This window comes from Citrobacter sp. wls718 (assembly GCF_005280945.1).
Taxonomy (GTDB): domain Bacteria; phylum Pseudomonadota; class Gammaproteobacteria; order Enterobacterales; family Enterobacteriaceae; genus Citrobacter; species Citrobacter gillenii.
Window position 1 is genome coordinate 22,065 of record NZ_SZWV01000102.1, and the last position, 25,712, is coordinate 47,776.

Below are 25,712 nucleotides of genomic sequence, written 5' to 3' on the forward strand. Positions count from 1 at the left end.
ACCCGAAGGTACAGTTCTTTGCGTGGCCAGGCGACCCCATGCAGGATCGCCTAAAGTCATCGCTACACTACCACTACATTCCTTTGCGCAGAACAATTACCAGGTTTTACCAATGTTAAACTGGAACTGTTCTGATTTGTCTCCATCGTACTTTTTGAACGGCTGGGCGTAGGAGAAGACCAACGGCCCTAATGGGGACATCCATTGTAACGCGATACCCGCAGACATACGGATATTGTTCGGATCGCTGTAGTCTGGATAGCCAGAATACTTCGCAGAATCCCAGTTGGTATCCCAGACGGTACCCATATCCCAGAAGAAAGAGGTACGGACCGAGTTAGCATACTTGTCGCTAATAAACGGCGTTGGGGTAATAAACTCCAGGCTGGCGACAGCCATGGCGTTACCGCCTACTGCATCGTCTGATTTACACGGTGATGTATTACCGACATCACACTCGTTATCTTCGTTTTCAGTATTACGATTTGCCGGTAAATAGACGGCTTTTGGACCAATGGTGTTGGACTGGAAGCCACGCACGGTGCTGGAACCACCGGCATAGAAGTTCTCATAGAACGGCATTTCTTTGCCGCTTAATCCATCACCATAACCCCACTTGGTACGACCCAGAACAACCCATTTATGGTCGTCATCAATCGGTACGTAGGTCGCGGTATCCAACGTCGCTTTGTAGTATTCGTTATCAGAACCCGGAACGGTGACTTTACCGTTCAGGTTAATACGCGTACCTTCCGTTGGGAAATAGCCACGGTCCAGCTTGTTATACGTCCAACCGTAGTTGAAGGTGAAATCGTCTGATTTGAAGCTATCCGCATCAGGATCTTCACCCATGGAAACCAGATAACGTTGCATTGCAACCTGTGGATCCATGTTAGACAAGGAGTTATGCACGTAACCCAGGCCCGCACGCAACGTGTTGTATTCGTTGATCGGGAAGCCCAGTGTGACGTCTGTACCATAACTTTTGTTGGTGTAGTCAGACAGGTCTGCATCATCCGCTTCAAAGTCGTTATAGAAGACGCGGCCACCAAGGCTCACACCATCCACGGTGAAGTACGGGTTGGTCACAGACAATTCAGTATAGGTCTGGTAATCGTTTTTGGTGCCGTTAATGCCGACAGAATACCCGGTACCTAACCAGTTATCCTGCTGAACGCCCGCCTGGAAGCTCACGCCGCTTTCGGTACCGTACCCGACGCCGAAGTTAAAGCTACCGGTGTTACGTTCTTTCACCTTGTAGACCACATCAACCTGATCCGGACTGCCCGGAATACGCTGAGTATCGGTGTCGACTGTTTCGAAATAGCCCAGACGATTCAGACGCTCTTTACCTTGATCGACCAGATCGCTACCCAGCCAGGCACCTTCCATCTGGCGCATTTCACGACGCAGGACGGAATCTTTAGAGGTATCGTTACCTTCAAAGCGGATCTTACGCACATAGAAACGGTTACCCGCATCCACGTTTACGCGCAATTTAACCGTCTTATCGGCATCGTTGATTTCAGGCTGCGACTGTACGCGCGGGTAGGCATAACCGTAGCGACCCAGAAGCTTCTTGATATCATCTTCCATTTTGGTCACTTTGGTGCCGTTATAGAGTTCACCCGGTTCGATTTTCGTCAGGCTCTCAATTTCGGCAGAGTGTCCAGCCAGGTTACCGCTCACCTGTACCCCAGAAAGCTTGTACTGCTCGCCTTCAGTAATGTTGACGGTGATGTAGATACCTTTCTTATCCGGCGTCAGGCTGACCTGCGTGGAGTCGATATTGAAGCGAGCATAGCCGCGATCCAGATAGTAACTACGCAGGGTTTCAAGGTCGCCCGCCAGTTTCTGTTTCTGGTATTTACGATCGCCCACCACGTTCCACCACGGCACTTCATCGCGCAGTTGGAAGTGAGAGATCAATTCGTCGGTTGTAAAGGCATGGTTACCGACGATATTGATCTGTTGGATCTTCGCCGAGACACCTTCCTGGAACACCAGTTTGAGGTCAACGCGGTTACGCGGCAACGGCGTCACCACCGCTTTCACACTGGCGCTGTACTTACCGACGCTATAGTAAAAATCTTCCAGGCCTTTTTCGATATCGGCAAGCGTGGTGCGATCGAGAGACTCGCCAACACGCACGCCAGACGCCTCGAGGTTTTGCTTCAGCATGTCATCTTTAACCGATTTGTTACCGGAGAAAGTGATGCTGGCAATCGTCGGGCGTTCTTTTACCTGAACCAGAAGGGTATCACCATCGCGCAGGACGCGGACATCCTCAAAGTTACCGGTGGCGAACAGAGCACGAATGGTATTACTGATATCTTCATCATTAACCGTGTCGCCTGTGCGCACCGGCATACTGAGGAGAGCCGCACCAACGGCGACTCGCTGTAGGCCTTCGAAATGAATGTCCTTCACGACGAACCCTTCAGCACCGTATACGGTGGCGCTGCTAAACAGCAGCGACGCTATGAGCAACTTTTTCATCGCCATCGTTATTATGCGTTCTTCCTAACACTCTCTTACAACCGAGAGAAATCATTGAAAAGTGCAAGCCCCATTAACAACACCAGCAAAATCGAGCCAATGCGATAACTAAAGTCTTGAACCCGCTCGGATACCGGACCGCCCTTCAGCTTTTCAATCGCCAGGAACAGCAGATGCCCCCCGTCAAGAACGGGCAACGGAAACAGGTTAATTATCCCTAAGTTCACGCTGATAAGCGCAAGGAACATCAGGTAATAAATCCCCCCGAACTCCGCTGACATCCCAGCCCCCTGGGCGATAGAAATCGGCCCACTGAGGTTGTTCAGTTTCACATCACCGGTAATCAATTTTCCCAGCATACTGACCGTCAACTTCATCAACTGCCACGTTTTATCCGAGGCTTCGAGGATGGCGCCGAATGGTCCATACTGGCGTACAGTCTTATACTCATCAGGCAGAGGAATAATTTTAGGCACGACACCCGCAAATCCCTCTTCCTGACCGTTACCCGGTTTTGAGTCCGGAGTTAACGTCAAAGACAAGGAACTCCCCTGCCTTTCAATTTCTAGCGCTAACGGCTTATTCGGATTATCACGCACCAGCGTCACGAACGTCATCCATTGCGTGAGCGGCTGACCATTGACTTTAACGATCCTGTCGCCAGCTTGCAAACCCGCCTTACTTGCTGCGGAGTTAATCTGTACTTCTGACAGCACCGGTTCAATCTGCGGACCGCGTGGACGAATCCCTAAACTCGTAACGGGATCCTGTTTGTCTGGCTCAAATGCCCATTGGCGCAAATCCAGCGTTTTGTCCTGTCGCTGGTTGCTGCCAAACGGCGCCACGCTAAGAATGGTCTGCTCATCGCCAATTTTAGCGACCAGCTGCAATCTCACGGTATCCCAATCAGGGGTTTCGATACCATCAACCGCTTTTAGTTCCGTACCTGGCTGAATTTGCGCCTGTGCGGCAATCGAGTTGGGTGTTATTTCACCCACAACCGGACGAACACCAGGGACGCCGATGATAAACACCAGCCAGTAAGCAAAAATAGCGAAAAGGAAGTTTGCAATCGGACCTGCGGCAATAATGGCCGCACGCTGCCCAACCGTTTTGTTGTTGAACGCGTGGTGGCGCAGTTCCGGCACCACCGGTTCTGCACGCTCATCCAGCATTTTGACGTAGCCGCCGAGAGGGATCAGGGCGATGACGTATTCGGTACCCAATCTATCAGTGCGCCGCCACAGCGCCTTTCCAAAACCAATGGAAAAACGCTCAACGCGAACACCACAGCGCCGGGCAACCCAGAAATGACCAAATTCATGCACGGTGATAAGCACACCGAGTGCGACGATGAATGCAGCCAGATTCCAGAGAATACTCAGCATAAGACCATCCGTTAAAGCGTCCTGAAAACCAGTAACAGCAAGCAAGCAAAGACCGGTACCGCAGCCGTCAGACTATCAATACGATCCAGAATGCCGCCGTGCCCTGGGATTAAGTGACCACTGTCCTTAATACCTGCTTCACGCTTAAACATACTCTCAGTCAAGTCACCCAGCACCGAGGCCAGGACCGCAACAATAGAGCAAATGAGCAAGGTGACAGGCGCGACATCAAGATTCGCCCACATACCATAACCCCATGAGATCACAGCCGCAGTGGCGAGTCCGCCAATAAAACCTTGCCAGGTTTTACCCGGAGAAACCTTCGGCGCCAGTTTATGTTTACCAAATAACTTGCCAAACATATACGCACCGGAATCCGCTCCCCAGACGAGGATCATGACATACAGCAGCCATACTGCGCCACTATAATGATTCTCATCATAATGCCAGGCACGTAGCGCCAGCATTCCCCAAAAGAAAGGGATAATGGTTAAGATGCCGAAAATGATGCGTAATATCTTTGAATTACGCCAGACAGTCGCCGAACCTGGGTAAAATAACACCAGCAATAGTGCAACGCCCCACCAGCCCAACGACGCCCAAAGCGACACTTCGACCAACGGTTGATGAATATTATGATGATATTCAGGCAGTAAAAACAGCATCAGTGCCAGCAAAAGCCCGCACAGAACCGCCAGCCAGACTCGCTGTGTGCGAGTGGTGAAACCGCTTAACTGTCCCCACTCCCACGCGGCCAACATACATACGACCAGCGTAACAATGGCGAACCCCACCGGCGGCAATAAAAACAGCGCCGCGATGACAACGGGTATTAAAACAAAAGCAGAAATCAGGCGATACTTCAGCAAAAGCGACCCCCATCAGGCTTTTTCATCACCGGGTTCGGTCCCGCCGAAACGACGCTCTCGATTAGCAAAGGCATGCAGCGCACCTTCAAAGTCTTGTTCATCGAAATCGGGCCAGAGAACATCCGTAAAGTAAAGTTCAGCATAGGCAATTTGCCACAGCAAAAAATTACTGATGCGATGCTCTCCCCCAGTCCTTATCACTAAATCCACAGGAGCCAGTTCATTCATACAAACTTGCTGACCAAGCATTTCTTCGTCAATTTGCTCAGGGCGCAGCAGACCGTCTTGCACCTGTTGCGCCAGTTGCCTGACTCCCTGGACAATGTCCCAACGTCCGCCGTAATTCGCAGCAATATTCAGCGTTAACCCCGTATTCTGGGCTGTAAGCGCTTCCGACTTGCGAATCCGTTCTTGCAAACGTGAGTTAAATCGACTGATATCCCCGATAATACGCAGACGAACGTTATGGCGATGCAGGTTTTTCACTTCACTATCAAGTGCCCACACGAATAATTCCATTAACGCGCTCACTTCCTGCGCAGGTCGGTTCCAGTTCTCACTGCTAAAGGCATACAGCGTTAACGCATCAATACCGTTATTGGCAGCAAAAGAGACAGCCCGGCGGACGGATTTTGCTCCGGCCTTATGCCCAAAGGCGCGAATCTTCCCTTGCTTTTTCGCCCAGCGGCCATTGCCATCCATAATAATGGCTACATGGCGACAGCCATGTGCTGGCAAATTTTCGCTTAATGGTTGAGTTGCAGACAACATAACGCGTTTTTAGTCCCTGAAAGGATTTAACGGTACTCAGGAATACTGAAGCCTCTACACAAAAAAGCCGTGTCAAACCACGGCTTACCCGACCGAAAAAATGCCAATACCTGTGATCGGGTGGCGCAGACTATATCACTGAAGCCCAACGCTAACAAATAGCACGAATCTCTGTAGAGGGATTATCATCAGCTTGAGAGTCGCATCACTTGTTTTCTGGCGACGTCCCGTGCAACGGCATCAACCCTCATCACGTCATCAACGTTCTGGGGTTCCTGCAAATCCATCTTATCCAGTACCGATAAATTGAGCTCGGCAATATCGGTAAATCGAATTTGTTGCGCCAGAAATGCGGCAACGGTAATTTCATTCGCAGCGTTCAGCGCGGTAGTCGCCGCTTGCCCTTGCTCAAACGCATCCATCGCCAGTTTCAGGCACGGATAGCGTTGGTAATCCGGCGCGGAAAACGTCAACGCGCTCAGTTTGCAAAAGTCGACAGGCTTCACACCAGATATGACGCGTTCCGGCCATGCCATAGCATGGGCAATAGGCGTGCGCATATCAGGCTCACCCAGTTGTGCCAGAACGCTACCATCCTGATACCGAACCATCGAATGAATCACCGACTGTGGATGAATCAGCACTTCCATCTGGCTTGCACTGGCATTAAACAACCAGCGCGCTTCAATGTATTCCAGACCTTTATTCATCATAGTGGCAGAGTCGACGGAGATTTTTCGTCCCATCGACCAGTTCGGGTGACGGCATGCTTGATCGGGGGTCATTGACACCAGATCGTGCAATGGCGTTTCACGGAAAGGGCCACCAGACCCGGTAAGCAGAATGGACATGACGCCATTTTGCTCAAGGTCAGCGTATCCCAGATTGTGCTGAATAGGTTGGGGTAAACTCTGAAAAATCGCGTTATGTTCGCTATCTACCGGCAAAAGCTGCGCTTTGTGGCGCTTCACGTCATCCATAAACAAACGACCGCAGGTCACCAGCGACTCTTTATTCGCCAGTAAAATGCTTTTGCCTGCACGGATTGCCGCCAGCGTAGGCAGCAGCCCCGCCGCGCCGACAATCGCGGCCATCACCTGATCGACATCATCCAGCGCAGCCATATCACAGGCCGCCTGTTGTCCGCTCATCACCTCGGTACGACTTCCCTGCTCCAGCAGAGCCGCTTTCACCTGCGCAGCGCTTGTTTCATCATCCATTACTGCATAGCGGGGAGAGAACTCCAGGCACTGCTCGACCATACGGGCAACATTTTTACCCGCGACCAGCGCAGTAACACGAAACGTTTCCGGGTTATGGCGTACGACATCCAGCGTACTGCAACCAATAGAGCCGGTTGAGCCGAGAATGGTTAATTGCTTCATCAGACATCCTGAAGAATTTTACCCTTTAGGGGATAGACAGAAAAAAGCAAAACGCCGCCATCCAGCCTTTGCAGACCTTCTGAGCGGCGTTTTAAGCGTACAGGCGAATCAGAACTGCATCAGTTCCGCTTCTTTCTCTGCCAGCGCCGCATCCACTTTCTTGATAGCGGCGTCAGTCATTTTCTGCACGTCGTCCTGAGAACGGCGATCGTCATCTTCGCTGATCTCTTTATCTTTCAACAGCGCTTTCACTTTGTCGTTAGCATCACGACGAACGTTACGCACGGCAACACGCGCGCCTTCTGCTTCGCCACGCACGATCTTGGTCAGATCTTTACGACGTTCTTCGGTCAGCGGCGGCAGCGGAACGCGGATGTCAGAACCCGCAGAGCTTGGGTTCAAACCGAGGTCAGAAGCCATAATCGCTTTCTCAACGGCCGGGCCCATAGAACGGTCAAACACGTTGATTTTCAGAGTACGGGAATCTTCAACCGTTACGCTTGCCAGCTGACGCAGCGGAGTTGGCGTGCCGTAATATTCCACGATAATGCCATCCAGCAGGCTGGGAGAAGCACGACCCGTGCGAATTTTGCTGATTTGATTTTTGAATGCTTCGACGCATTTGTCCATGCGTACTTCAGCATCTTTTCTGATTTCGTTGATCACGTTACGAATCCTTGAAAGCTTGTTTCAGTCAGACCATATCCACCACGCAAGATGCGACAAGTATAGTCTTGATTAATTTTGAGGGACGTATCCCGCGACATTAAAGCAGAATATTACCTGCATTTAGCCGCAACGGGAATTATTCCGTGATTAACGTCCCTTCTTTTTCACCCATCACCACACGGCGCAGCGCACCCGGTTTGTTCATGTTGAAGACACGAATAGGCAATTTGTGGTCACGAGCCAGCGTGAACGCCGCCAGATCCATCACTTTCAGTTCTTTATCCAGAACTTCAGTATAGGTCAGTTGTTCGTACATGGTCGCGGTTGGATCTTGCGCCGGATCTGCGGTAAATACGCCGTCAACTTTGGTGGCTTTCAGCACTACATCAGCTTCAATTTCAATACCGCGCAGGCAGGCTGCAGAGTCTGTCGTGAAGAACGGGTTGCCGGTACCGGCCGCCAGGATAACAACACGGTTGTTGCGCAGCAGGCTGATAGCCTCCGCCCAGCTGTAGTTATCGCACACACCGTTCAAAGGAATTGCGGACATCAGGCGAGCGTTCACATAGGCGCGGTGAAGCGCATCGCGCATTGCCAGACCGTTCATTACGGTGGCCAACATGCCCATGTGGTCGCCCACAACGCGGTTCATTCCCGCTTTCGCCAGACCAGCACCACGGAACAGGTTACCGCCACCAATCACTACGCCAACCTGAATACCCAGCTCAACCAGTTCTTTGATTTCCTGAGCCATACGGTCAAGTATGCTTGCATCAATACCGAAGCCTTCTGAACCTTGCAGCGCTTCGCCACTTAACTTAAGCAGAATACGTTTGTAGACGGGTTTTGCATTGGTAGCCATGTTTCTTTCCTGAGACTGTCAACGAATGAGATGAGTTAATACCAGCGACATTGTATGTCGCTTTTCAACGTAGCCACTATAGCGGTTCGCTGAATTTACAAGCCAGACACAAAAAGAAGCCGCCCTCAGGCGGCTCCTTTAAAAAATTAAGACTGCTTGGACATCGCAGCAACTTCTGCTGCAAAGTCAGTCTCAACTTTCTCGATGCCTTCACCCACTTCAAAGCGGATGAAGCCTGTTACGTCAGCGTTGTGCTCTTTCAGCAGCTGAGCAACAGATTTGCTCGGATCCATAACGAAAGGCTGACCCGTCAGAGAAACTTCGCCGGTGAATTTCTTCATGCGGCCTTCAACCATTTTCTCTGCGATTTCTTTCGGCTTACCAGACTGCATCGCGATATCCAGCTGAACCTGGTATTCTTTCTCTACCACTTCAGCAGATACGTCTTCTGGCTTAACGAATTCAGGCTTGCTTGCAGCAATGTGCATTGCCAGTTGTTTAACCAGCTCTTCGTCTGCGCCTTTAGCCGCAACCAGAACACCGATACGCGCACCGTGCTGGTATGAACCCAGTACGTCGCCTTCGATGGAAGCAACACGACGGATGTTGATGTTCTCACCGATTTTAGCAACCAGCGCAACACGTTCTTCTTCGAACTGTGCTTTCAGAACGTCAACGTCAGTGATTTTGCCCGCGATTGCAGCATCCAGAACTTTGTCTGCAAATGCCTGGAAACCACCATCTTTAGCAACGAAGTCAGTCTGGCAGTTAACTTCCAGAATGATGCCGTAGTTGCCGTCGATTTTGGTTTTGATCACGCCATCAGCAGCAACGTTGCCTGCTTTTTTCGCCGCTTTGATCGCACCAGATTTACGCATGTTTTCGATTGCCAGCTCGATGTCGCCATTAGCTTCAGTCAGTGCTTTTTTGCAATCCATCATGCCTGCGCCGGTACGCTCACGCAGCTCTTTTACCAGGGATGCGGTAATTTCAGCCATTCTAAAATCCTCGGAAGATTTGATCTGCCCGGCGTCAAACCGCACAGATTTAAAAGTGAAAAAGGGGCCTAAAGGGCCCCTAACCAAACGTGATACAACCTGGTTTATAAGGGGGCTCTAACGAGCGTGCCTTATTATTCAGCTTCTACGAAGCTTTCTTCCGCCTGGGAAGCCAGATCCTGAGAACGGCCTTCACGAACGGTAGTAGCTACAGCGCCCAGGTACAGGGTCACAGCACGGATTGCGTCGTCGTTACCCGGGATAACGAAGTCAACACCGTCCGGATCAGAGTTGGTATCAACGATTGCAAATACCGGGATACCCAGGTTGTTTGCTTCTTTGATAGCAATGTGCTCGTGGTCAGCATCGATTACGAACAGAGCGTCCGGCAGACCGCCCATGTCTTTGATACCGCCCAGGCTGTTTTCCAGTTTCTCAAGCTCACGGGTGCGCATCAGCGCTTCTTTCTTGGTCAGCTTTTCGAAAGTACCGTCCTGAGACTGAGTTTCCAGATCTTTCAGACGTTTGATGGACTGACGAACGGTTTTCCAGTTAGTCAGCATGCCGCCCAACCAGCGATGGTTCACGAAGAACTGGTCGCAGTTGTTAGCAGCTTCTTTCACCGCTTCGCTTGCAGCGCGTTTAGTACCAACGAAAAGGATTTTACCTTTACGAGCAGAGATCTTGTTCAGTTCAGCCAGAGCTTCGTTGAACATCGGTACAGTTTTCTCAAGGTTGATGATGTGAACTTTGTTACGCGCACCGAAGATGAAAGGCTTCATTTTCGGGTTCCAGTAACGGGTCTGGTGACCGAAGTGAACACCAGCCTTGAGCATGTCGCGCATGGAAACAGTTGCCATGATTAAAACCTCTATATATAAAAGTTGGGGTTAAGCCTCCACGCATCCCATATTACCGACCCAAAAGGGCACCCCGGAATATGTGTCGATACGTGTGTGTTGTTACACAAAGTGAGATTTGTCGCTCCCGTCCATCGTGTGTAGTCTTCGAATGGATCGGAAGTCCGGCGCGCTTTATACCACAAATACGCCATAGACACCAATAATAGTTGGCGGTCTGTGCTGTTAATGATTCTCAATTTGGCAGGGTACACCCCTGACTGATACCATTAGCAGCACTTACACAATTATTGTCGAAATCATCGACACTGATGGACAGAATTTATGGCTATCTCAATCAAGACCCCTGAAGAAATCGAAAAAATGCGCGTCGCTGGTCGTCTGGCCGCCGAAGTGCTGGAAATGATCGAACCGTTTATCAAACCGGGCGTCAGCACCGGCGAATTGGATCGTATCTGCAATGACTACATCGTGAACGAGCAGCAGGCGATCTCCGCGTGCCTGGGTTATCACGGTTATCCGAAATCCGTCTGCATCTCTATTAATGAAGTGGTATGCCACGGGATCCCGGACGACGCCAAGCACCTGAAAGACGGCGATATCGTCAACATCGACGTTACCGTGATTAAAGACGAGTTCCACGGTGACACCTCCAAAATGTTTATCGTCGGCAAGCCGACGATTCTGGGCGAGCGTCTGTGCCGCGTCACGCAGGAAAGCCTGTATCTGGCGCTGCGTATGATAAAACCGGGTATTCGTCTGCGCACGCTGGGCGCAGCCATTCAGAAATATGCGGAAGGCGAAGGCTTCTCTGTGGTACGCGAATACTGCGGCCACGGCATCGGTCGCGGCTTCCATGAAGAACCTCAGGTTCTGCACTACGATGCAGACGATGGCGGCGTAGTGCTGCAACCGGGCATGACCTTCACCGTTGAACCGATGCTCAACGCCGGTGATTATCGTATCCGCACCATGAAAGACGGCTGGACGGTAAAAACCAAAGACCGTAGCTTGTCTGCACAGTACGAGCATACTATTGTGGTGACGGAAAACGGTTGTGAAATTCTGACGTTACGCAAGGATGACACTATCCCGGCGGTTATCACACACGACGAATAATGTTTTGCCTGATGGCGCTGTCGCTTATCAGGCCTACAAATGGCACTCTCCCGTAGGCCGGATAAGCGTAAGCGTCATCCGGCTTTTTTATGGGTGGCGCACAATGAATACTCTTCCTGAACAACACGCAAATACTGCCCTCCCCACCCTGCCGGGCCAACCGCAAAACCCGGGAACCTGGCCTCAGCACGATCTCAACTGTAGCGGCATTAAAACGCATATCGATTCGTTTCAGAACTGGTTAGGTGAAGCCTTTGACAGTGGTATTTCCGCAGAGCAGTTGATCGAAGCGCGCACCGAGTTTATTGACCAACTGCTGCAACGCCTGTGGATTGAAGCCGGTTTCGGTCAAATTGCCGATCTGGCGCTGGTCGCCGTCGGCGGCTATGGCCGTGGCGAACTGCACCCGCTTTCCGATATCGACCTGCTGATTCTGAGTCGTAAAAAACTGCCTGATGCGCAGGCCGAGAAGGTCGGCGAACTGCTAACCCTGTTGTGGGATGTGAGACTGGAGGTGGGGCACAGCGTGCGTACGCTGGAAGAGTGTCTGCTGGAAGGCCTGTCCGATTTAACCGTCGCCACTAACCTGATTGAAACACGCCTGCTGATTGGCGACGTGGCGCTGTTTCTTGAGCTACAAAAACATATTTTTAGCGAAGGCTTCTGGCCCTCCGATAAATTTTACGCCGCCAAAGTGGAAGAGCAGAACCTGCGCCACCAGCGCTATCACGGCACCAGCTACAATCTGGAACCGGATATCAAAAGTAGCCCCGGCGGCCTGCGCGATATCCACACCCTCCAGTGGGTAGCCCGCCGCCACTTTGGCGCCACGTCGCTGGATGAGATGGTTGGATTCGGCTTCTTGACGCTGGCAGAACGTGCTGAACTGAATGAGTGTCTGCACATCCTCTGGCGCATTCGCTTCGCACTGCATCTGGAAGTCACGCGTTACGATAACCGTCTACTGTTTGACCGTCAGCTTAGCGTCGCGCAACGGCTACACTACGGCGGTGAAGGCAACGAGCCTATCGAACGGATGATGAAAGACTATTTTCGCGTCACGCGCAGGGTCAGTGAGCTGAACCACATGCTACTTCAGCTGTTTGATGAGGCCATCCTCGCTCTATCCGCAGATGAAAAGCCGCGCCCGATCGATGACGACTTTCAGCTACGCGGCACGTTAATTGATTTGCGTAACGACGATCTGTTTATCCGCGAACCGGAAGCCATTCTGCGGATGTTTTACACCATGGTGCGCAATAGCGCGATCACCGGGATTTACTCCACTACGCTGCGCCATTTGCGCCATGCCCGCCGCCATCTGACACAACCGCTGTGCTACATCCCGGAGGCGCGTTCGCTGTTTCTCAGCATGTTACGCCATCCGGGGGCGGTGAGCCGTGGCCTGCTGCCGATGCATCGTCACAGTGTGCTGTGGGCCTATATGCCGCAGTGGTCGCACATTGTCGGCCAAATGCAGTTTGACCTGTTTCATGCCTATACGGTGGATGAACACACGGTTCGCGTGATGCTAAAGCTGGAAAGCTTTGCCAAAGAAGAGACCCGTCAGCGTCACCCGCTGTGTGTCGATCTCTGGCCGCGTCTGCGCCAGCCGGAGCTGATTCTGATTGCCGCGCTGTTCCACGATATCGCCAAAGGTCGCGGCGGCGACCACTCGGTTCTCGGTGCTCAGGATGTCCTCAAGTTTGCCGAACTGCACGGGCTGAATTCCCGCGAAACACAGTTGGTCGCCTGGCTGGTCCGCCAGCATCTGCTGATGTCGGTTACCGCCCAGCGCCGCGATATTCAGGACCCCGAAGTCATCAAGCAGTTCGCCGAAGAAGTGCAAACGGAACACCGCCTGCGCTTCCTGGTGTGCCTGACGGTGGCGGACATTTGCGCCACCAACGAAACGCTGTGGAACAGCTGGAAACAAAGCCTGTTGCGCGAGCTGTACTTCGCTACCGAAAAACAGCTACGTCGCGGCATGCAAAACACGCCGGATATGCGCGAACGCGTGCGTCATCACCAGCTGCAGGCGCTGGCGCTGCTGCGCATGGACAACATTGATGAAGAAGCGCTGCACCATATCTGGTCGCGCTGCCGCGCCAACTATTTCGTGCGCCACAGCCCAAACCAGCTGGCCTGGCATGCGCGCCATCTACTGCAGCACGACATGAGCAAGCCGCTGATCTTACTCAGCCCACAGGCCACGCGCGGCGGAACGGAGATTTTCATCTGGAGTCCGGACCGTCCCTATCTGTTTGCCGCGGTTTGTGCCGAACTGGATCGGCGAAATCTTAGCGTCCACGATGCGCAAATTTTCACCACTCGCGATAACATGGCGATGGATACATTTATCGTGCTGGAGCCGGACGGCAGCCCGCTGTCGTCGGACCGCCACGACGCCATCCGTTCAGGGCTGGAGCAGGCGATCACCCAACGCAGTTGGCAGCCACCACAACCGCGCCGCCAACCAGCAAAACTACGTCACTTTACCGTCGAGACCGAGGTGACTTTTCTACCGACTCATACCGACCGAAAATCATTCCTCGAGCTTATCGCGCTCGACCAGCCCGGCCTGCTGGCGCGGGTCGGACAGATTTTTGCCGATCTGGGAATTTCGCTGCATGGCGCCCGAATTACAACCATTGGCGAGCGAGTAGAAGATTTATTCATAATCGCAACGGCCGACCGGCGCGCCCTTAATAATGCGCTGCAGCAGGAAGTACATCAACGGTTGACAGAGGCCCTCAATCCAAACGATAAAGGGTGATGTGTTTATTTATTATGGAAAGAGTTTAACAATGCAGCAGTTACAGAACGTTATTGAGTCCGCTTTCGAGCGCCGCGCCGAAATTACTCCGGCAAATGTAGATACCGTAACCCGTGAAGCGGTAAATCAGGTTATTTCTCTGCTGGATTCCGGTGCGCTGCGTGTTGCAGAAAAGATTGAGGGTCAGTGGGTCACACATCAGTGGCTGAAGAAAGCGGTACTGCTCTCTTTTCGTATTAACGACAACCAGGTTATCGATGGCGCAGAAAGCCGCTATTTCGATAAAGTCCCGATGAAATTCGCCAACTACGACGAAGCGCGCTTCCAGAAAGAAGGCTTCCGCGTAGTTCCCCCTGCTGCCGTGCGCCAGGGTGCCTATATCGCACGTAACACCGTCCTGATGCCGTCTTACGTCAACATCGGTGCTTACGTTGATGAAGGCTCCATGGTGGATACCTGGGCAACCGTCGGCTCATGTGCACAAATCGGTAAAAACGTTCACCTGTCCGGTGGCGTTGGTATCGGTGGCGTGCTTGAACCGTTACAGGCGAACCCAACCATCATCGAAGACAACTGCTTCATTGGTGCGCGTTCTGAAGTGGTAGAAGGCGTGATCGTCGAAGAAGGCTCCGTTATCTCCATGGGCGTATACCTGGGCCAGAGCACCAAAATCTACGACCGCGAAACCGGCGAAGTTTTCTATGGCCGCGTTCCGGCGGGTTCAGTTGTGGTATCGGGAAATCTGCCGTCGAAAGACGGTAAGTACAGCCTGTACTGCGCGGTAATCGTCAAGAAAGTCGACGCCAAAACGCGTGGCAAAGTCGGAATTAACGAGCTATTGCGTACCATCGACTAACGGCAATTTGAAAAAGCGGGCTTAGCCCGCTTTTTTTACATCTGCGAGTGGCATAAACAAGGCTTTTCGTTAATTATTCAATGGTTATAGTGAGCTTAAGGGTACCGCTATGTATGACAATCTGAAAAGTCTGGGCATTACCAATCCTGAAGAGATCGATCGTTACAGCCTGCGGCAAGAAGCCAACAACGATATCCTGAAAATCTATTTCCAGAAGGATAAAGGCGAGTTTTTTGCCAAGAGCGTTAAGTTTAAATATCCCCGTCAGCGTAAAACCGTGGTTGCCGATGGTATCGGCCAGGGTTACAAAGAGGTGCAGGAAATCAGCCCGAACCTGCGCTATGTGATTGATGAACTGGATCAGATCTGCCAGCGCGATCGCAGTGAAGTCGATCTCAAACGCAAGATCCTCGATGACTTACGACATCTGGAAAGCGTCGTCACCAACAAGATCAGCGAAATTGAATCCGATCTGGAAAAACTGACGCGTAAATAACCGTGGGTGGATGTATTCGTAGGCCGGGTAAGGCGAAGCCGCCACCCGGCATTTTGCCTGATAAGCGTAGCGCCATCAGGCAATCAATCAATGCTGTTCATCCAGCTGTAACGCCACATACAGCAATAACCTGTCGTCGAAATTTCCCAAATCCAACCCGGTAAGCTCAGAGATACGATTCAGACGATATTCCAGCGTATTGCGGTGGATAAACAACGCTTTTGACGTCGCCAGCGGCTGCACGTTATGGCGAAACCATGCCGCTAACGTCCGACGCAGTAACCCATTGTTATCCATTGCTTTTAGCCGTACCAGCGGACGCGCCAGCTCGTTGGCCTGCCAGCCGCCGCGCAGGCTGTCCAGTAACACCGGCAGCATCAAATCCTGATAGAAATAGCTGCGGTTTTCCGGCATACGCTGCTTACCGACCATCATCGTCGTCCGCGCCGTGCGGTAAGAACGGGCAATGCTACCTGGTCCAGTAAAGAAATTACCCAGCGACACGCGAAAACGCAGCTGTCCGTTCTCTTTCATGCGAGCGATAAGCTGCTCTACACGCTTGCGGTGATCTTCCGCGTCCCAACGGCCAAACTGATTAAGAGCGGGTTTCAGCACCACCATCTCGGTCAGTGACACAATCGCAATCAGGTTGTTACGCTCTGGCGTGGTCAATGCATTCTGTAGCTGCTGCAGTTCTGCCATCGCGCTGTCAACGCCCAGTTGGCCGCTATCGACTTCCAGCACCGCTACCACGCGCGGCTGGTTCAAATCAATGCCTAAACGCTGTGCCCATTCCATCAGCGCGGGCGTATTTTCTTCCGCCTGAATCAGGTTCATGACCAGCTCTTCACGCAGACGGCTGTCCTGCGCCAGCAGGTGCATCAGACGCGACTGCTCCAGCATCATTTCGGCGGTCATACACACCAGCTCGCCGTATTTGCGCAGATGCTCCGGCTCGCCGGTTAAGCCAATGACGCCAACAATTTCACCTTCGAGTCGTAGCGGCAGGTTTATCCCCTGTCGTACGCCGTGCAAATGCTTCGCGACCGCATCGTCAATGTCTACCACCCGGCCCTGTGAAAGCACCAGCAGTGCACCTTCGTGCAATTCACCAATACGCTCGCGATCGCCGCTACCAATGATCCGCCCACGGGCATCCATTACGTTGATATTGGTATCAATGATGCGCATCGTGCGCGCCACAATATCCTGCGCCATTTTGGTATCAAGATGCCAGCCAGCCATAAACCCCTCCTGTGAGCAATGCTCAGCATAAGGAAGATAATAATCGGCAGCATTGTGCAGATGCACAAACTGAAGGAGAGAAGTATGGAGTTGTGGGAGGGTTCACAAAAAGAAACCCCTCCCCGCTGCCGGGAAGGGGTTTAGAGAGGCTTACTGCATCAACAGATAGATGGAGCTGTCACCACGCTGAATATTCAGCGCCAGAACAGCCGGTTTGCTGTCGAGGATTTTGCGCAGTTCGGCAATGTTTTTCACCGGCTGCTGGTTAGCTCCGATAATTACATCCCCTTTCTTCAGGCCAATCATCGCTGCCGGCGTTTTTGGTTTTACATCGCTGACCACGACACCTTTGTCCTGGCCTTTGTTACTCATATCCGCCCCTTCAATACCTTTGAAGATGGAGCTGGAATCAACCTGAGTCTGGCTGCTCTGCTGCAGTTCCAGATTCACCGTCACAGGTTTACCGTCACGCAGCAGGCCAAGGCTGATTTTGCTGCCTACCGGCATCGTACCCACCTGCGCACGCAGCGCGGCGAAGCTGCTGATCGGCTTACCGTTCAGCGAGGTAATCACGTCACCGGCTTTAATACCCGCCTTCGCTGCGGAAGAGTTCGGCATCACCTGGCTGACGAATGCCCCACGCTGGGCATCCACTTTCATCGCTTTCGCCAGCTCAGAGCTCAGCTCTGTCCCCATAATTCCCAGCTCACCGCGTTTCACCTGACCGAACTCAACCATCTGCGAGGTCAGGTTTTTCACCATGTTGCTTGGGATAGCAAAACCGATACCGATATTGCCACCGTCCGGCGCGAGGATCGCGGTGTTAATACCGATCAGTTCACCGTTCAGGTTGACCAGTGCGCCACCGGAGTTACCACGGTTGATCGCCGCATCGGTCTGGATAAAGTTTTCATAGTTTTCTGCGTTCAGGCCGCTACGACCCAGTGCAGAAACAATACCGGAGGTCACCGTTTCACCGAGTCCAAACGGGTTACCAATCGCCACGGTATAATCACCCACGCGCAGCGCATCGGAGTCTGCCAACTTGATTGCAGTCAGGTTCTTCGGATCCTGAATCTGAATCAGCGCAATGTCAGAACGCGGGTCTTTGCCGACCATCTTCGCGTCAAATTTACGTCCGTCGCTCAGTTGGACTTTAATCACTGTGGCGTTATCCACCACGTGGTTGTTAGTCACAACATAACCTTTTGCAGCATCGATAATCACGCCGGAACCCAGCGCCATAAATTTCTGCTGCTGACCGCCGCCATTACCCGCGCCCGGTGCACCTTCCTGACAGAATGGGGAACTCTGGAACGGAGAACCGTCCTGGCAGAACGGGGAGTTATCCCCAAAGAACTGCTGGAAATTACGCGGCATACGCGGCGTATTCACCGTCGTGCTCCCCTCGACATTAATACTCACCACCGATGGCATCACTTTTTCGAGCATCGGGGCCAGACTTGGCATCTGTTGAGCCGTGGTTGCTGAAGACGCAGTCTCAGCCGCCGTTGCAGACAGAGGGGACAACGCCAAACCTAAACTCAGAGCCAGTGCACTCATTGCTAATGTGGTTTTTTTCATGTGTTTCATTCTCGATTAACTGATAACGCAAAATTGCTGTATACGTCAGAGTCGTTTTATCGCGCTAAGTTCCAGAATAAACTTTAAGGAAAAAGTAAAATTTTATTGTCCGTCTTTACAAATGGATGTTTATTGTTCTACCGCCATCAACCGTCGATATTCATCCCAGGCATACAAATCGGTCATCCCGCTGATATAATCCTGGATCAGGCGGCAGCGATAATAATATTCCAGTACCGGGTACTCGGCAGACGTCGGAGATATTTTACTGACCACTTCGACATAAGCAAGTCGATGGCGCGTAGAGAGCTTTTGAAATAATCGTGACTCAATGGGGAACTGTTTTAATCTTTCGTTTTGAACAAGTGTAGAAAAATCGGCAAGTGCCATCTTTAATAACGGCTGATAGATCTCCAGCAGGCCACTGATCACCCGATACCCCTGTAATTCCAGTTGCTCGACATCAGGATGGCTAAATACATGTTTCATCGCCACATTTTTATAGACTCCCAGCAATTGGCTGAAGCTGCTGGCGTCTTCTAACAGGGCGTGATTAAAGCTACCCTCAAAAATCTGCGGTAAATTATCAATAAAACGCTGCGCGGCGTAGGGCACAAGTTTATTTAGCGTGTTGACCCGCAAATACATAAAGAACTGATCTTCTGTACTACGACTTAATGTATTTGAGCGCGATTTTTCCCACGCGTTCTCCACGACCTGACTAAACAGGGAGCCTTTTTCATGTTGTCCCCAGGCCTCATACAGATGATGATACAGTTGCTCGACACTGAAGATTCTTTTCTCCACGGCATCTTCAAGATCGGCCACGCAATAAGAGATATCGTCAGCGGCTTCCATAATCCAGGTTAATGGAAAACGACTGTAAGGTGCTAATGATAACTCTTTACGTAACCGCTCAATATACGGTTCCTCGGAAAGGTAATAGCCCGGTTTCTTCATTAAATAGTTATGCGTTGCTGGCGTCTCTCCACGCCACCACGCCGGACGAGTATATTTTAAAATACCGCCGACCTGCGCCCACGTCAGATTCATTCGCATCAAAGTGTGCACAAGACGAATACCCTGCGCATTTCCTTCAAAATGGCACAGATCCTGACGCACCTTGCGGCGAATGTCATTGAGCGACTCTTCACCTTCACGCAAACGTAGCGCCGCGATCAGGCAGCGATCGTCGCTGAGAGGCTGGCTTTCCGCATCGGCGGGGAAAAGGCGCTGGCGAAACCAGTCGTTAATCGCCGCTTCACCAAAGTGACCAAACGGTGGGTTACCGATGTCATGCATCAGGCAGGACATTTCGACCACGCTTTCAAAAGGACCGGTTAATTCATCCAGGCCGTACTGCTCTAACAGTTTTAGCTCTTTCAGTCGGCTGAGGATCTCTTTGGCGATGTAGCGCCCTACCTGCTGAACTTCCATCGAGTGCGTCAGACGTGTCCGCACTGCGGCGTTGCGCTCCAGCGGAAAGACCTGGGTTTTTTGCTGCAGTCGGCGGATAGCCGGAGAATTGATAATACGTCCACGATCGCTTTCGAAAATTCGCAGGATCTCATGCTCAGATTTTGCGCCCTGCGGCGAACGGTAACGACGATGCCAGTTTATTTTTTTTCGAAAATCGATCTGTGCCATGTCCTCTCCCGCCTGAGAAATGCGCTACCCCTTAAGCGCATGATAGACTATGCCCTCAAATCTGGCTTATCGCGAGTAAATCTATGAAAATCGGCATCATTGGTGCAATGGAAGAAGAAGTTACGCTGCTGCGTGACAAAATCGAAAACCGTCAGACTATCACCCTTGGCGGTTGTGAAATTTACACCGGCCAACTGAACGGGACTGAGGTTGCGCTACTGAAATCGGGCATCGGTAAAGTGGCTGCGGCGCTGGGCGCCACGCTGCTGCTGGAACGCTGCAAACCGGATGCCATCATTAATACGGGTTCTGCGGGCGGCCTGGCTTCTACGCTGAAAGTCGGCGATATCGTGGTCTCTGACGAAGCGCGTTATCACGACGCTGACGTCACTGCATTTGGCTATGAATTCGGTCAGTTACCGGGCTGCCCGGCAGGTTTTAAAGCCGACCCTGCGCTTATCGCCGCGGCGGAATCCTGCATTGCAGAACTGAACCTTAACGCCGTTCGTGGTCTTATCGTTAGCGGCGACGCCTTCATTAACGGCTCTGTTGGCCTGGCAAAAATTCAGCATAACTTCCCGCAGGCGATTGCCGTAGAAATGGAAGCCACCGCGATTGCACATGTTTGCCATAACTTTAACGTTCCGTTCGTGGTGGTTCGTGCCATCTCCGACGTTGCCGATCAGCAGTCCCACCTGAGCTTTGACGAATTCCTGGTGGTTGCCGCGAAGCAGTCAAGCCTGATGGTCGAAGCGCTGGTACAGAAACTGGCGCATGGCTAAATTCATCTCCAGGGCGCTGGTCGCCCTGCTTTTTACGCTTCCGGCGTGGCTTTATGCCGCTCCGCGTGTGGTTTCCCTCTCCCCTGCTAACACCGAACTTGCCTTTGCCGCCGGCATTACGCCCGTTGGCGTCAGCAGCTACTCAAATTATCCGCCCGAGGCCAAAAATATTGAAGAGGTCTCCACCTGGCAAGGCATGAATCTGGAACGCATCGTGGCGCTCAAACCGGATCTGGTCATCGCCTGGCGCGGAGGCAATGCCGAGCGGCAGGTGAATCAGCTAACCGCTCTGGGGATTAAGGTTATCTGGGTGGATGCCGTCACCATCGAGCAGGTTGCCGACGCACTGCGCCAGTTGGCACCGTGGAGCCCCAAGCCTGAGCAAGCAAAACAGGCCGCGCAAACATTGCTTGATGAGTATGCTTTACTAAAATCTCAGTATGCCAATAAACCGAAAAAACGGGTGTTTCTCCAGTTTGGTGCAAATCCTCTGTTTACCAGTGGAAAAGGCTCCCTTCAACACCAGGTTCTTGAGGTATGCGGGGGAGAAAACATCTTTGCTGGCAGCCGGGTTCCCTGGCCACAGGTCAGCCGTGAACAAGTACTGGCAAGAGCCCCCCAGGCAATCGTCGCCACCGGTGGTTCGGGCGAAAATCTTAAAATTGAGCAATACTGGGGAGAACAGTTAAAAATCCCGGTTATTATCCTTAATAGTGACTGGTTTGAACGCGCGAGCCCGCGTATTATCCTCGCCGCAAAACAACTCTGTAATGCGCTTTCACAGATAAATTAGCGTCGGCCCCCCACCAGGTGTGTTGTGAGGATTTAAGCATGCTCGTCTATTGGCTGGATATTGTCGGTACCGCGGTATTTGCTATCTCTGGCGTATTACTGGCCGGGAAATTACGTATGGATCCGTTCGGCGTTCTGGTCCTCGGGGTGGTTACCGCAGCCGGTGGCGGCACGATCCGCGATATAGCCCTGGATCATGGGCCGGTATTCTGGGTTAAAGATCCTACCGATCTGGTGGTTGCCATGATCACCAGTATGCTAACGATCGTATTGGTACGCCAGCCCAGACGTTTGCCTAAATGGATCCTTCCGGTGCTGGACGCCGTGGGTCTGGCGGTGTTCGTCGGCATTGGCGTCAATAAGGCGTTTCTCGCCGGAACCGGTCCGCTAGTGGCGATTTGTATGGGGGTCATTACCGGCGTCGGCGGTGGGATCATACGCGACGTGTTGGCCCGTGAAGTGCCGATGATATTACGTACAGAAATTTATGCCACGGCCTGCATTATCGGCGGCATTGTTCACGCAACCGCGTTTTATACTTTCGCAATACCGCTGGAAAACGCCAGTATGATGGGGATGGTTGTCACGCTGGTTATTCGACTGGCCGCTATTCGCTGGCACTTAAAGCTACCGACATTTGCGCTGGATGATAACGGACGTTGATGTAACGATGCAGAACATGTAGGCCGGATAAGGCGTTTACGCCGCCATCCGGCACATTGCCCGGTGGCGCTACGCTTACCGGGCCTACACCATCAGACCATCGGTATTGCAGACAGCAATCAGATGCTGAAAGAAGAACCACACCCGCAGGTGCTTTTGGCGTTAGGGTTAGTCACCACGAAGCGGGAACCTTCCAGACCTTCGGTATAGTCAACCGCGCCGCCCACCAGATACTGCAGGCTCATCGGGTCAACCACCAGGCCAACGCCCTGTTTCTCAATAGTCATATCGCCATCATTCACCTGATCATCAAAGGTGAAACCATACTGGAAACCGCTGCAACCACCACCGGTGATATATACGCGCAATTTCAGATTCGGGTTATCTTCGTCAGCGATCAGGCTTTTTACTTTATTGGCTGCTGCTTCAGTAAATTGCAGTGGCAGCGCTACATCATCACTCATATTTTGCTCCAAACGACATTGGCAATTGGGCAAATTATAACCCAATAGTTAAGGCCATTATCTAATACCCTGGTATTTCGTTCAAGTATTCTCGCCAGCGGCTGTACTCTGGCTTTTCGCCGCCTGCTCCGCTTCCTGTTTTGCCAGCGTACGGGCAAGGATAGTCGAGTATAGCGGCTTTCCGCCCATAAATTGGGCTAATAGTGTTGCGCCAAGACAGGTAATAATCATTGGCAAAATGAGCTGATAGTTATCGGTCATCTCCAGCACCAGCACGATGCCGGTGAGTGGCGCACGTACCGACGCCGCCAACAACGCCCCCATTCCGGCAATGGCAAACGTCCCAGCCTCCAGATGATACTGCGGAAATGAGGCCGCGGCCGCCATGCCGAACGCGGTACCGAGCAGTGTCCCCAGCGCCAGCATCGGGGCAAAAATCCCGCCCGGCGCACCGGATGAGAAGCACAGCAGCGTGGTGATAACCCGGGCAATAAAAATAAACAGCAGGATACCGACGCTGAAATTGCCCGCGGCGGCGATTGGGATCAGGTTGAACCCACCGCCTGCGGCTTCCGGTTTAATTAAGCCCAGGATCCCACACAGGCCGCCGATCGCCCCGCCCATCAGCACCCATTTTTTAATGTCACCACCGTGGAACCGCTGAAACATATCCTGAGTGCGTAACACCAGGGTATTGAACAACGGTCCGACACAGCCAAAAATAATCCCGAGTATCAGATACAGCCACAGGGTATTCACCGGCGCATTGGAGAGCTTCCCAACTTCGATAATCGGGGCCTCGCCGTTGAAAATACGAAACACAATGCTCGACATGATAACGCCGGTAAACACGGCTTTGATCGACACAAGGTTATAGCGAAACTGCGGACGCATCTCTTCCAGAATGAACAGGATGCCGGCCAGCGGCGCATTAAACGCCGCCGAAAGACCGGCAGCCGCACCGGTTGCCAGCAGGGTATGCCGCGCTTCGGCGCTGCGCATACGAAAGACATCCAGCACCATGCGCCCGATGTTACCGCCAATTTGCACCGTCGGCCCTTCACGACCGAGCACCATACCGGCCCCCAACGTCCCCATGCCGCCGACAAATTTTACCGGCAATACGCGCCACCAGCGCACCGGGCGCAGCTCTTCCAGCGCGCCTTCAATCTCAGGGATCCCCGAACCACCGGCCTCGGGTGCAAATTTACGCACCAGAAAATAGCCCACCATGGCCAGCAGCGCCGAGAGAATAAAGGCCAGCGGCCATACCAGAATGGCATGATCGGCAACTTGTACCAGTGCGCCAATGCGCAGGTTCTGTACCCAGGTGACAGATTTCTCAAACGCCACGCCCACCAGCCCGGTCACGGTGCCAACCACGGCCGCCATAAAGAGGATCGCGAGCGGTGTCTTGTCCCGATCAAGGAGTCGACGGATCTGATCCCTGCGCCGTAACCGCACAATTTGCTGTGCTTCAAAAGAGGGAGAGTCTGTTTTCATCAGATGATCATTAATTGGTAATACAAATACGGAGTCGGCATTCTACTCGCTCATTTTGTGAAAATCCCCTGCAAATCGTATTGTTTCCAATGCACAAAACTTTCATAACCTTCACTGAATAACTAGAATAGCCCGCATTCACTTTTTCTACGAACCAGGACCCCATCCATGAGTAAGTCTGAGAACCTCTACAGCGCAGCACGCGAACTGATCCCCGGCGGCGTTAACTCCCCTGTTCGCGCCTTTACCGGCGTGGGTGGTACTCCGCTGTTTATCGAAAAAGCAGATGGCGCGTATCTGTATGACGTCGATGGTAAAGCCTACATCGATTACGTCGGATCCTGGGGCCCGATGGTGCTGGGTCATAACCACCCGGCGATCCGCAATGCAGTGATCGAAGCCGCCGAGCGCGGTCTGAGCTTTGGTGCACCGACCGAGATGGAAGTCAAAATGGCGGCGCTGGTTACCGAGCTTGTGCCCACCATGGACATGGTGCGCATGGTCAACTCCGGTACCGAAGCAACGATGAGCGCCATCCGTCTGGCGCGTGGCTTCACCGGGCGCGATAAAATCATCAAATTTGAAGGCTGCTATCACGGTCATGCCGACTGCTTGCTAGTAAAAGCAGGTTCCGGTGCGCTGACGCTGGGCCAGCCGAACTCACCGGGCGTTCCGGCAGATTTTGCCAAGCACACCCTGACCTGTACCTATAACGATCTCTCCTCGGTGCGGGCGGCATTCGAGCAGTATCCGCAGGACATTGCCTGCATCATCGTCGAGCCGGTCGCGGGCAACATGAACTGCATCCCGCCGCTGCCGGAATTCCTGCCTGGCCTGCGCGCACTGTGCGACGAGTTCGGTGCGCTGTTTATCATCGACGAAGTGATGACCGGTTTCCGCGTCGCGCTGGCTGGCGCGCAGGATTACTACGGCGTAGTGCCTGACCTGACCTGTCTGGGCAAAATCATCGGTGGTGGCATGCCTGTTGGCGCATTCGGCGGTCGTCGTGATGTGATGGACGCACTGGCACCTACCGGCCCGGTTTACCAGGCGGGAACGCTGTCCGGTAACCCGATAGCCATGGCAGCAGGATTCGCCTGTCTGAACGAAGTTGCTCAGCCGGGAATTCATGAGACCTTAGATGACCTCACCACGCGTCTGGCAGAAGGTCTGCTGGAAGCCGCTCAGGAAGCCAATATTCCGCTGGTGGTGAACCATGTGGGCGGGATGTTCGGGATTTTCTTCACCGATGCCGAAACCGTGACCTGCTATCAGGACGTGATGGCATGTGACGTTGAGCGCTTCAAGCGCTTCTTCCACATGATGCTGGATGAAGGTGTTTATCTGGCACCGTCCGCGTTTGAAGCGGGCTTTATGTCCGTGGCGCACAGCATGGAAGATATCAATAACACTGTCGACGCCGCGCGCCGGGTGTTTGCGAAGCTGTAAAAGAGAACGTCCAGAAACAACGTAGGCCGGGTAAG

At 52.6% G+C, this 25,712-nt stretch carries 22 protein-coding genes and 1 pseudogene; 8 read left to right on the forward strand and 15 right to left on the reverse strand.

Annotated elements, in window-relative coordinates; all coding sequences use genetic code 11:
- Positions 1-96 precede the first annotated feature (96 nt).
- The 9 genes from bamA to rpsB form a co-directional block, all read right to left on the reverse strand.
- On the reverse strand, positions 97-2,505 hold the full coding sequence (gene bamA / locus FDW95_RS18840; protein ID WP_115259397.1) for an outer membrane protein assembly factor BamA: 2,409 nt from the start codon (positions 2,503-2,505) through the stop codon (positions 97-99).
- A gap of 29 nt (positions 2,506-2,534) precedes the next feature.
- Complete coding sequence (rseP, locus tag FDW95_RS18845; protein WP_115259398.1) at positions 2,535-3,887, reverse strand: sigma E protease regulator RseP; 1,353 nt, start codon at positions 3,885-3,887, stop codon at positions 2,535-2,537.
- Positions 3,888-3,898: 11 nt separating this feature from the next.
- On the reverse strand, positions 3,899-4,756 hold the full coding sequence (gene cdsA, locus FDW95_RS18850; RefSeq protein WP_115259400.1) for a phosphatidate cytidylyltransferase: 858 nt from the start codon (positions 4,754-4,756) through the stop codon (positions 3,899-3,901).
- A 12-nt stretch (positions 4,757-4,768) separates the two neighbouring features.
- A complete protein-coding gene (ispU, locus tag FDW95_RS18855; protein ID WP_115259402.1) occupies positions 4,769-5,527 on the reverse strand; it encodes a (2E,6E)-farnesyl-diphosphate-specific ditrans,polycis-undecaprenyl-diphosphate synthase in 759 nt (252 codons plus the stop codon).
- A gap of 188 nt (positions 5,528-5,715) precedes the next feature.
- Positions 5,716-6,912 (reverse strand): 1-deoxy-D-xylulose-5-phosphate reductoisomerase, encoded by a 1,197-nt coding sequence (ispC, locus tag FDW95_RS18860; RefSeq protein WP_115259404.1) that lies wholly within the window; start codon positions 6,910-6,912, stop codon positions 5,716-5,718.
- A 108-nt stretch (positions 6,913-7,020) separates the two neighbouring features.
- Positions 7,021-7,578 carry a ribosome recycling factor gene (gene frr, locus FDW95_RS18865; protein WP_115259405.1) on the reverse strand — a complete coding sequence of 186 codons (558 nt, stop codon included), beginning with the start codon at positions 7,576-7,578 and terminating at the stop codon, positions 7,021-7,023.
- 139 nt (positions 7,579-7,717) lie between these two features.
- Complete coding sequence (gene pyrH / locus FDW95_RS18870) at positions 7,718-8,443, reverse strand: UMP kinase (RefSeq protein ID WP_096758240.1); 726 nt, start codon at positions 8,441-8,443, stop codon at positions 7,718-7,720.
- 146 nt (positions 8,444-8,589) lie between these two features.
- On the reverse strand, positions 8,590-9,441 hold the full coding sequence (tsf, locus tag FDW95_RS18875) for a translation elongation factor Ts (protein ID WP_096758241.1): 852 nt from the start codon (positions 9,439-9,441) through the stop codon (positions 8,590-8,592).
- Positions 9,442-9,575: 134 nt separating this feature from the next.
- Positions 9,576-10,301: a 30S ribosomal protein S2 gene (gene rpsB, locus FDW95_RS18880; RefSeq protein ID WP_016151758.1), complete on the reverse strand. Its 726-nt coding sequence runs from the start codon at positions 10,299-10,301 to the stop codon at positions 9,576-9,578.
- A gap of 324 nt (positions 10,302-10,625) precedes the next feature.
- Here rpsB and map point away from each other — a divergent pair, with 324 nt between their 5' ends.
- The 4 genes from map to FDW95_RS18900 all read left to right on the forward strand — a co-directional run bounded on the left by map (position 10,626) and on the right by FDW95_RS18900 (position 15,548).
- A complete protein-coding gene (gene map / locus FDW95_RS18885; RefSeq protein WP_115259406.1) occupies positions 10,626-11,420 on the forward strand; it encodes a type I methionyl aminopeptidase in 795 nt (264 codons plus the stop codon).
- Positions 11,421-11,523: 103 nt separating this feature from the next.
- Positions 11,524-14,196: a bifunctional uridylyltransferase/uridylyl-removing protein GlnD gene (gene glnD / locus FDW95_RS18890; RefSeq protein ID WP_115259407.1), complete on the forward strand. Its 2,673-nt coding sequence runs from the start codon at positions 11,524-11,526 to the stop codon at positions 14,194-14,196.
- A gap of 31 nt (positions 14,197-14,227) precedes the next feature.
- Positions 14,228-15,052, forward strand: a complete 825-nt coding sequence (gene dapD, locus FDW95_RS18895; protein ID WP_115259408.1) for a 2,3,4,5-tetrahydropyridine-2,6-dicarboxylate N-succinyltransferase — start codon at positions 14,228-14,230, stop codon at positions 15,050-15,052.
- Between the two features lie 109 nt (positions 15,053-15,161).
- On the forward strand, positions 15,162-15,548 hold the full coding sequence (locus FDW95_RS18900) for a DUF3461 family protein (protein ID WP_096758245.1): 387 nt from the start codon (positions 15,162-15,164) through the stop codon (positions 15,546-15,548).
- A gap of 87 nt (positions 15,549-15,635) precedes the next feature.
- Here FDW95_RS18900 and cdaR read toward each other — a convergent pair whose 3' ends face one another.
- From cdaR to dgt, 3 genes are all read right to left on the reverse strand, one after another.
- Positions 15,636-16,793: a DNA-binding transcriptional regulator CdaR gene (gene cdaR, locus FDW95_RS18905; RefSeq protein ID WP_115259409.1), complete on the reverse strand. Its 1,158-nt coding sequence runs from the start codon at positions 16,791-16,793 to the stop codon at positions 15,636-15,638.
- 150 nt (positions 16,794-16,943) lie between these two features.
- Complete coding sequence (degP, locus tag FDW95_RS18910) at positions 16,944-18,377, reverse strand: serine endoprotease DegP (protein WP_115259410.1); 1,434 nt, start codon at positions 18,375-18,377, stop codon at positions 16,944-16,946.
- A 129-nt stretch (positions 18,378-18,506) separates the two neighbouring features.
- Positions 18,507-20,024 carry a dGTPase gene (gene dgt / locus FDW95_RS18915; protein ID WP_115259411.1) on the reverse strand — a complete coding sequence of 506 codons (1,518 nt, stop codon included), beginning with the start codon at positions 20,022-20,024 and terminating at the stop codon, positions 18,507-18,509.
- A gap of 83 nt (positions 20,025-20,107) precedes the next feature.
- Between dgt and mtnN the strand changes: the two genes are divergently transcribed.
- The 3 genes from mtnN to FDW95_RS18930 are packed head-to-tail and all read left to right on the forward strand — an operon-like array spanning position 20,108 to position 22,261.
- Positions 20,108-20,806: a 5'-methylthioadenosine/S-adenosylhomocysteine nucleosidase gene (mtnN, locus tag FDW95_RS18920; RefSeq protein WP_115259412.1), complete on the forward strand. Its 699-nt coding sequence runs from the start codon at positions 20,108-20,110 to the stop codon at positions 20,804-20,806.
- A complete protein-coding gene (btuF, locus tag FDW95_RS18925; protein WP_115259413.1) occupies positions 20,799-21,599 on the forward strand; it encodes a vitamin B12 ABC transporter substrate-binding protein BtuF in 801 nt (266 codons plus the stop codon). The genes mtnN and btuF overlap by 8 nt, the downstream gene beginning before the upstream one ends.
- 38 nt (positions 21,600-21,637) lie before the next feature.
- Complete coding sequence (locus FDW95_RS18930) at positions 21,638-22,261, forward strand: TRIC cation channel family protein (RefSeq protein ID WP_115259414.1); 624 nt, start codon at positions 21,638-21,640, stop codon at positions 22,259-22,261.
- Positions 22,262-22,380: 119 nt separating this feature from the next.
- Here the strand turns inward: FDW95_RS18930 and erpA are convergent, their stop codons facing one another.
- From erpA to clcA, 3 genes and pseudogenes are all read right to left on the reverse strand, one after another.
- Positions 22,381-22,725 carry an iron-sulfur cluster insertion protein ErpA gene (erpA, locus tag FDW95_RS18935; RefSeq protein WP_003018581.1) on the reverse strand — a complete coding sequence of 115 codons (345 nt, stop codon included), beginning with the start codon at positions 22,723-22,725 and terminating at the stop codon, positions 22,381-22,383.
- Positions 22,718-22,783, reverse strand: a pseudogene (gene yadW / locus FDW95_RS23330) (small protein YadW). Before yadW ends, erpA begins: the two are co-directional and overlap by 8 nt.
- A gap of 23 nt (positions 22,784-22,806) precedes the next feature.
- Positions 22,807-24,228 (reverse strand): H(+)/Cl(-) exchange transporter ClcA, encoded by a 1,422-nt coding sequence (gene clcA / locus FDW95_RS18940; protein ID WP_115259415.1) that lies wholly within the window; start codon positions 24,226-24,228, stop codon positions 22,807-22,809.
- Between the two features lie 168 nt (positions 24,229-24,396).
- Between clcA and hemL the strand changes: the two genes are divergently transcribed.
- On the forward strand, positions 24,397-25,677 hold the full coding sequence (hemL, locus tag FDW95_RS18945; protein WP_096758253.1) for a glutamate-1-semialdehyde 2,1-aminomutase: 1,281 nt from the start codon (positions 24,397-24,399) through the stop codon (positions 25,675-25,677).
- Positions 25,678-25,712: the final 35 nt, after the last annotated feature.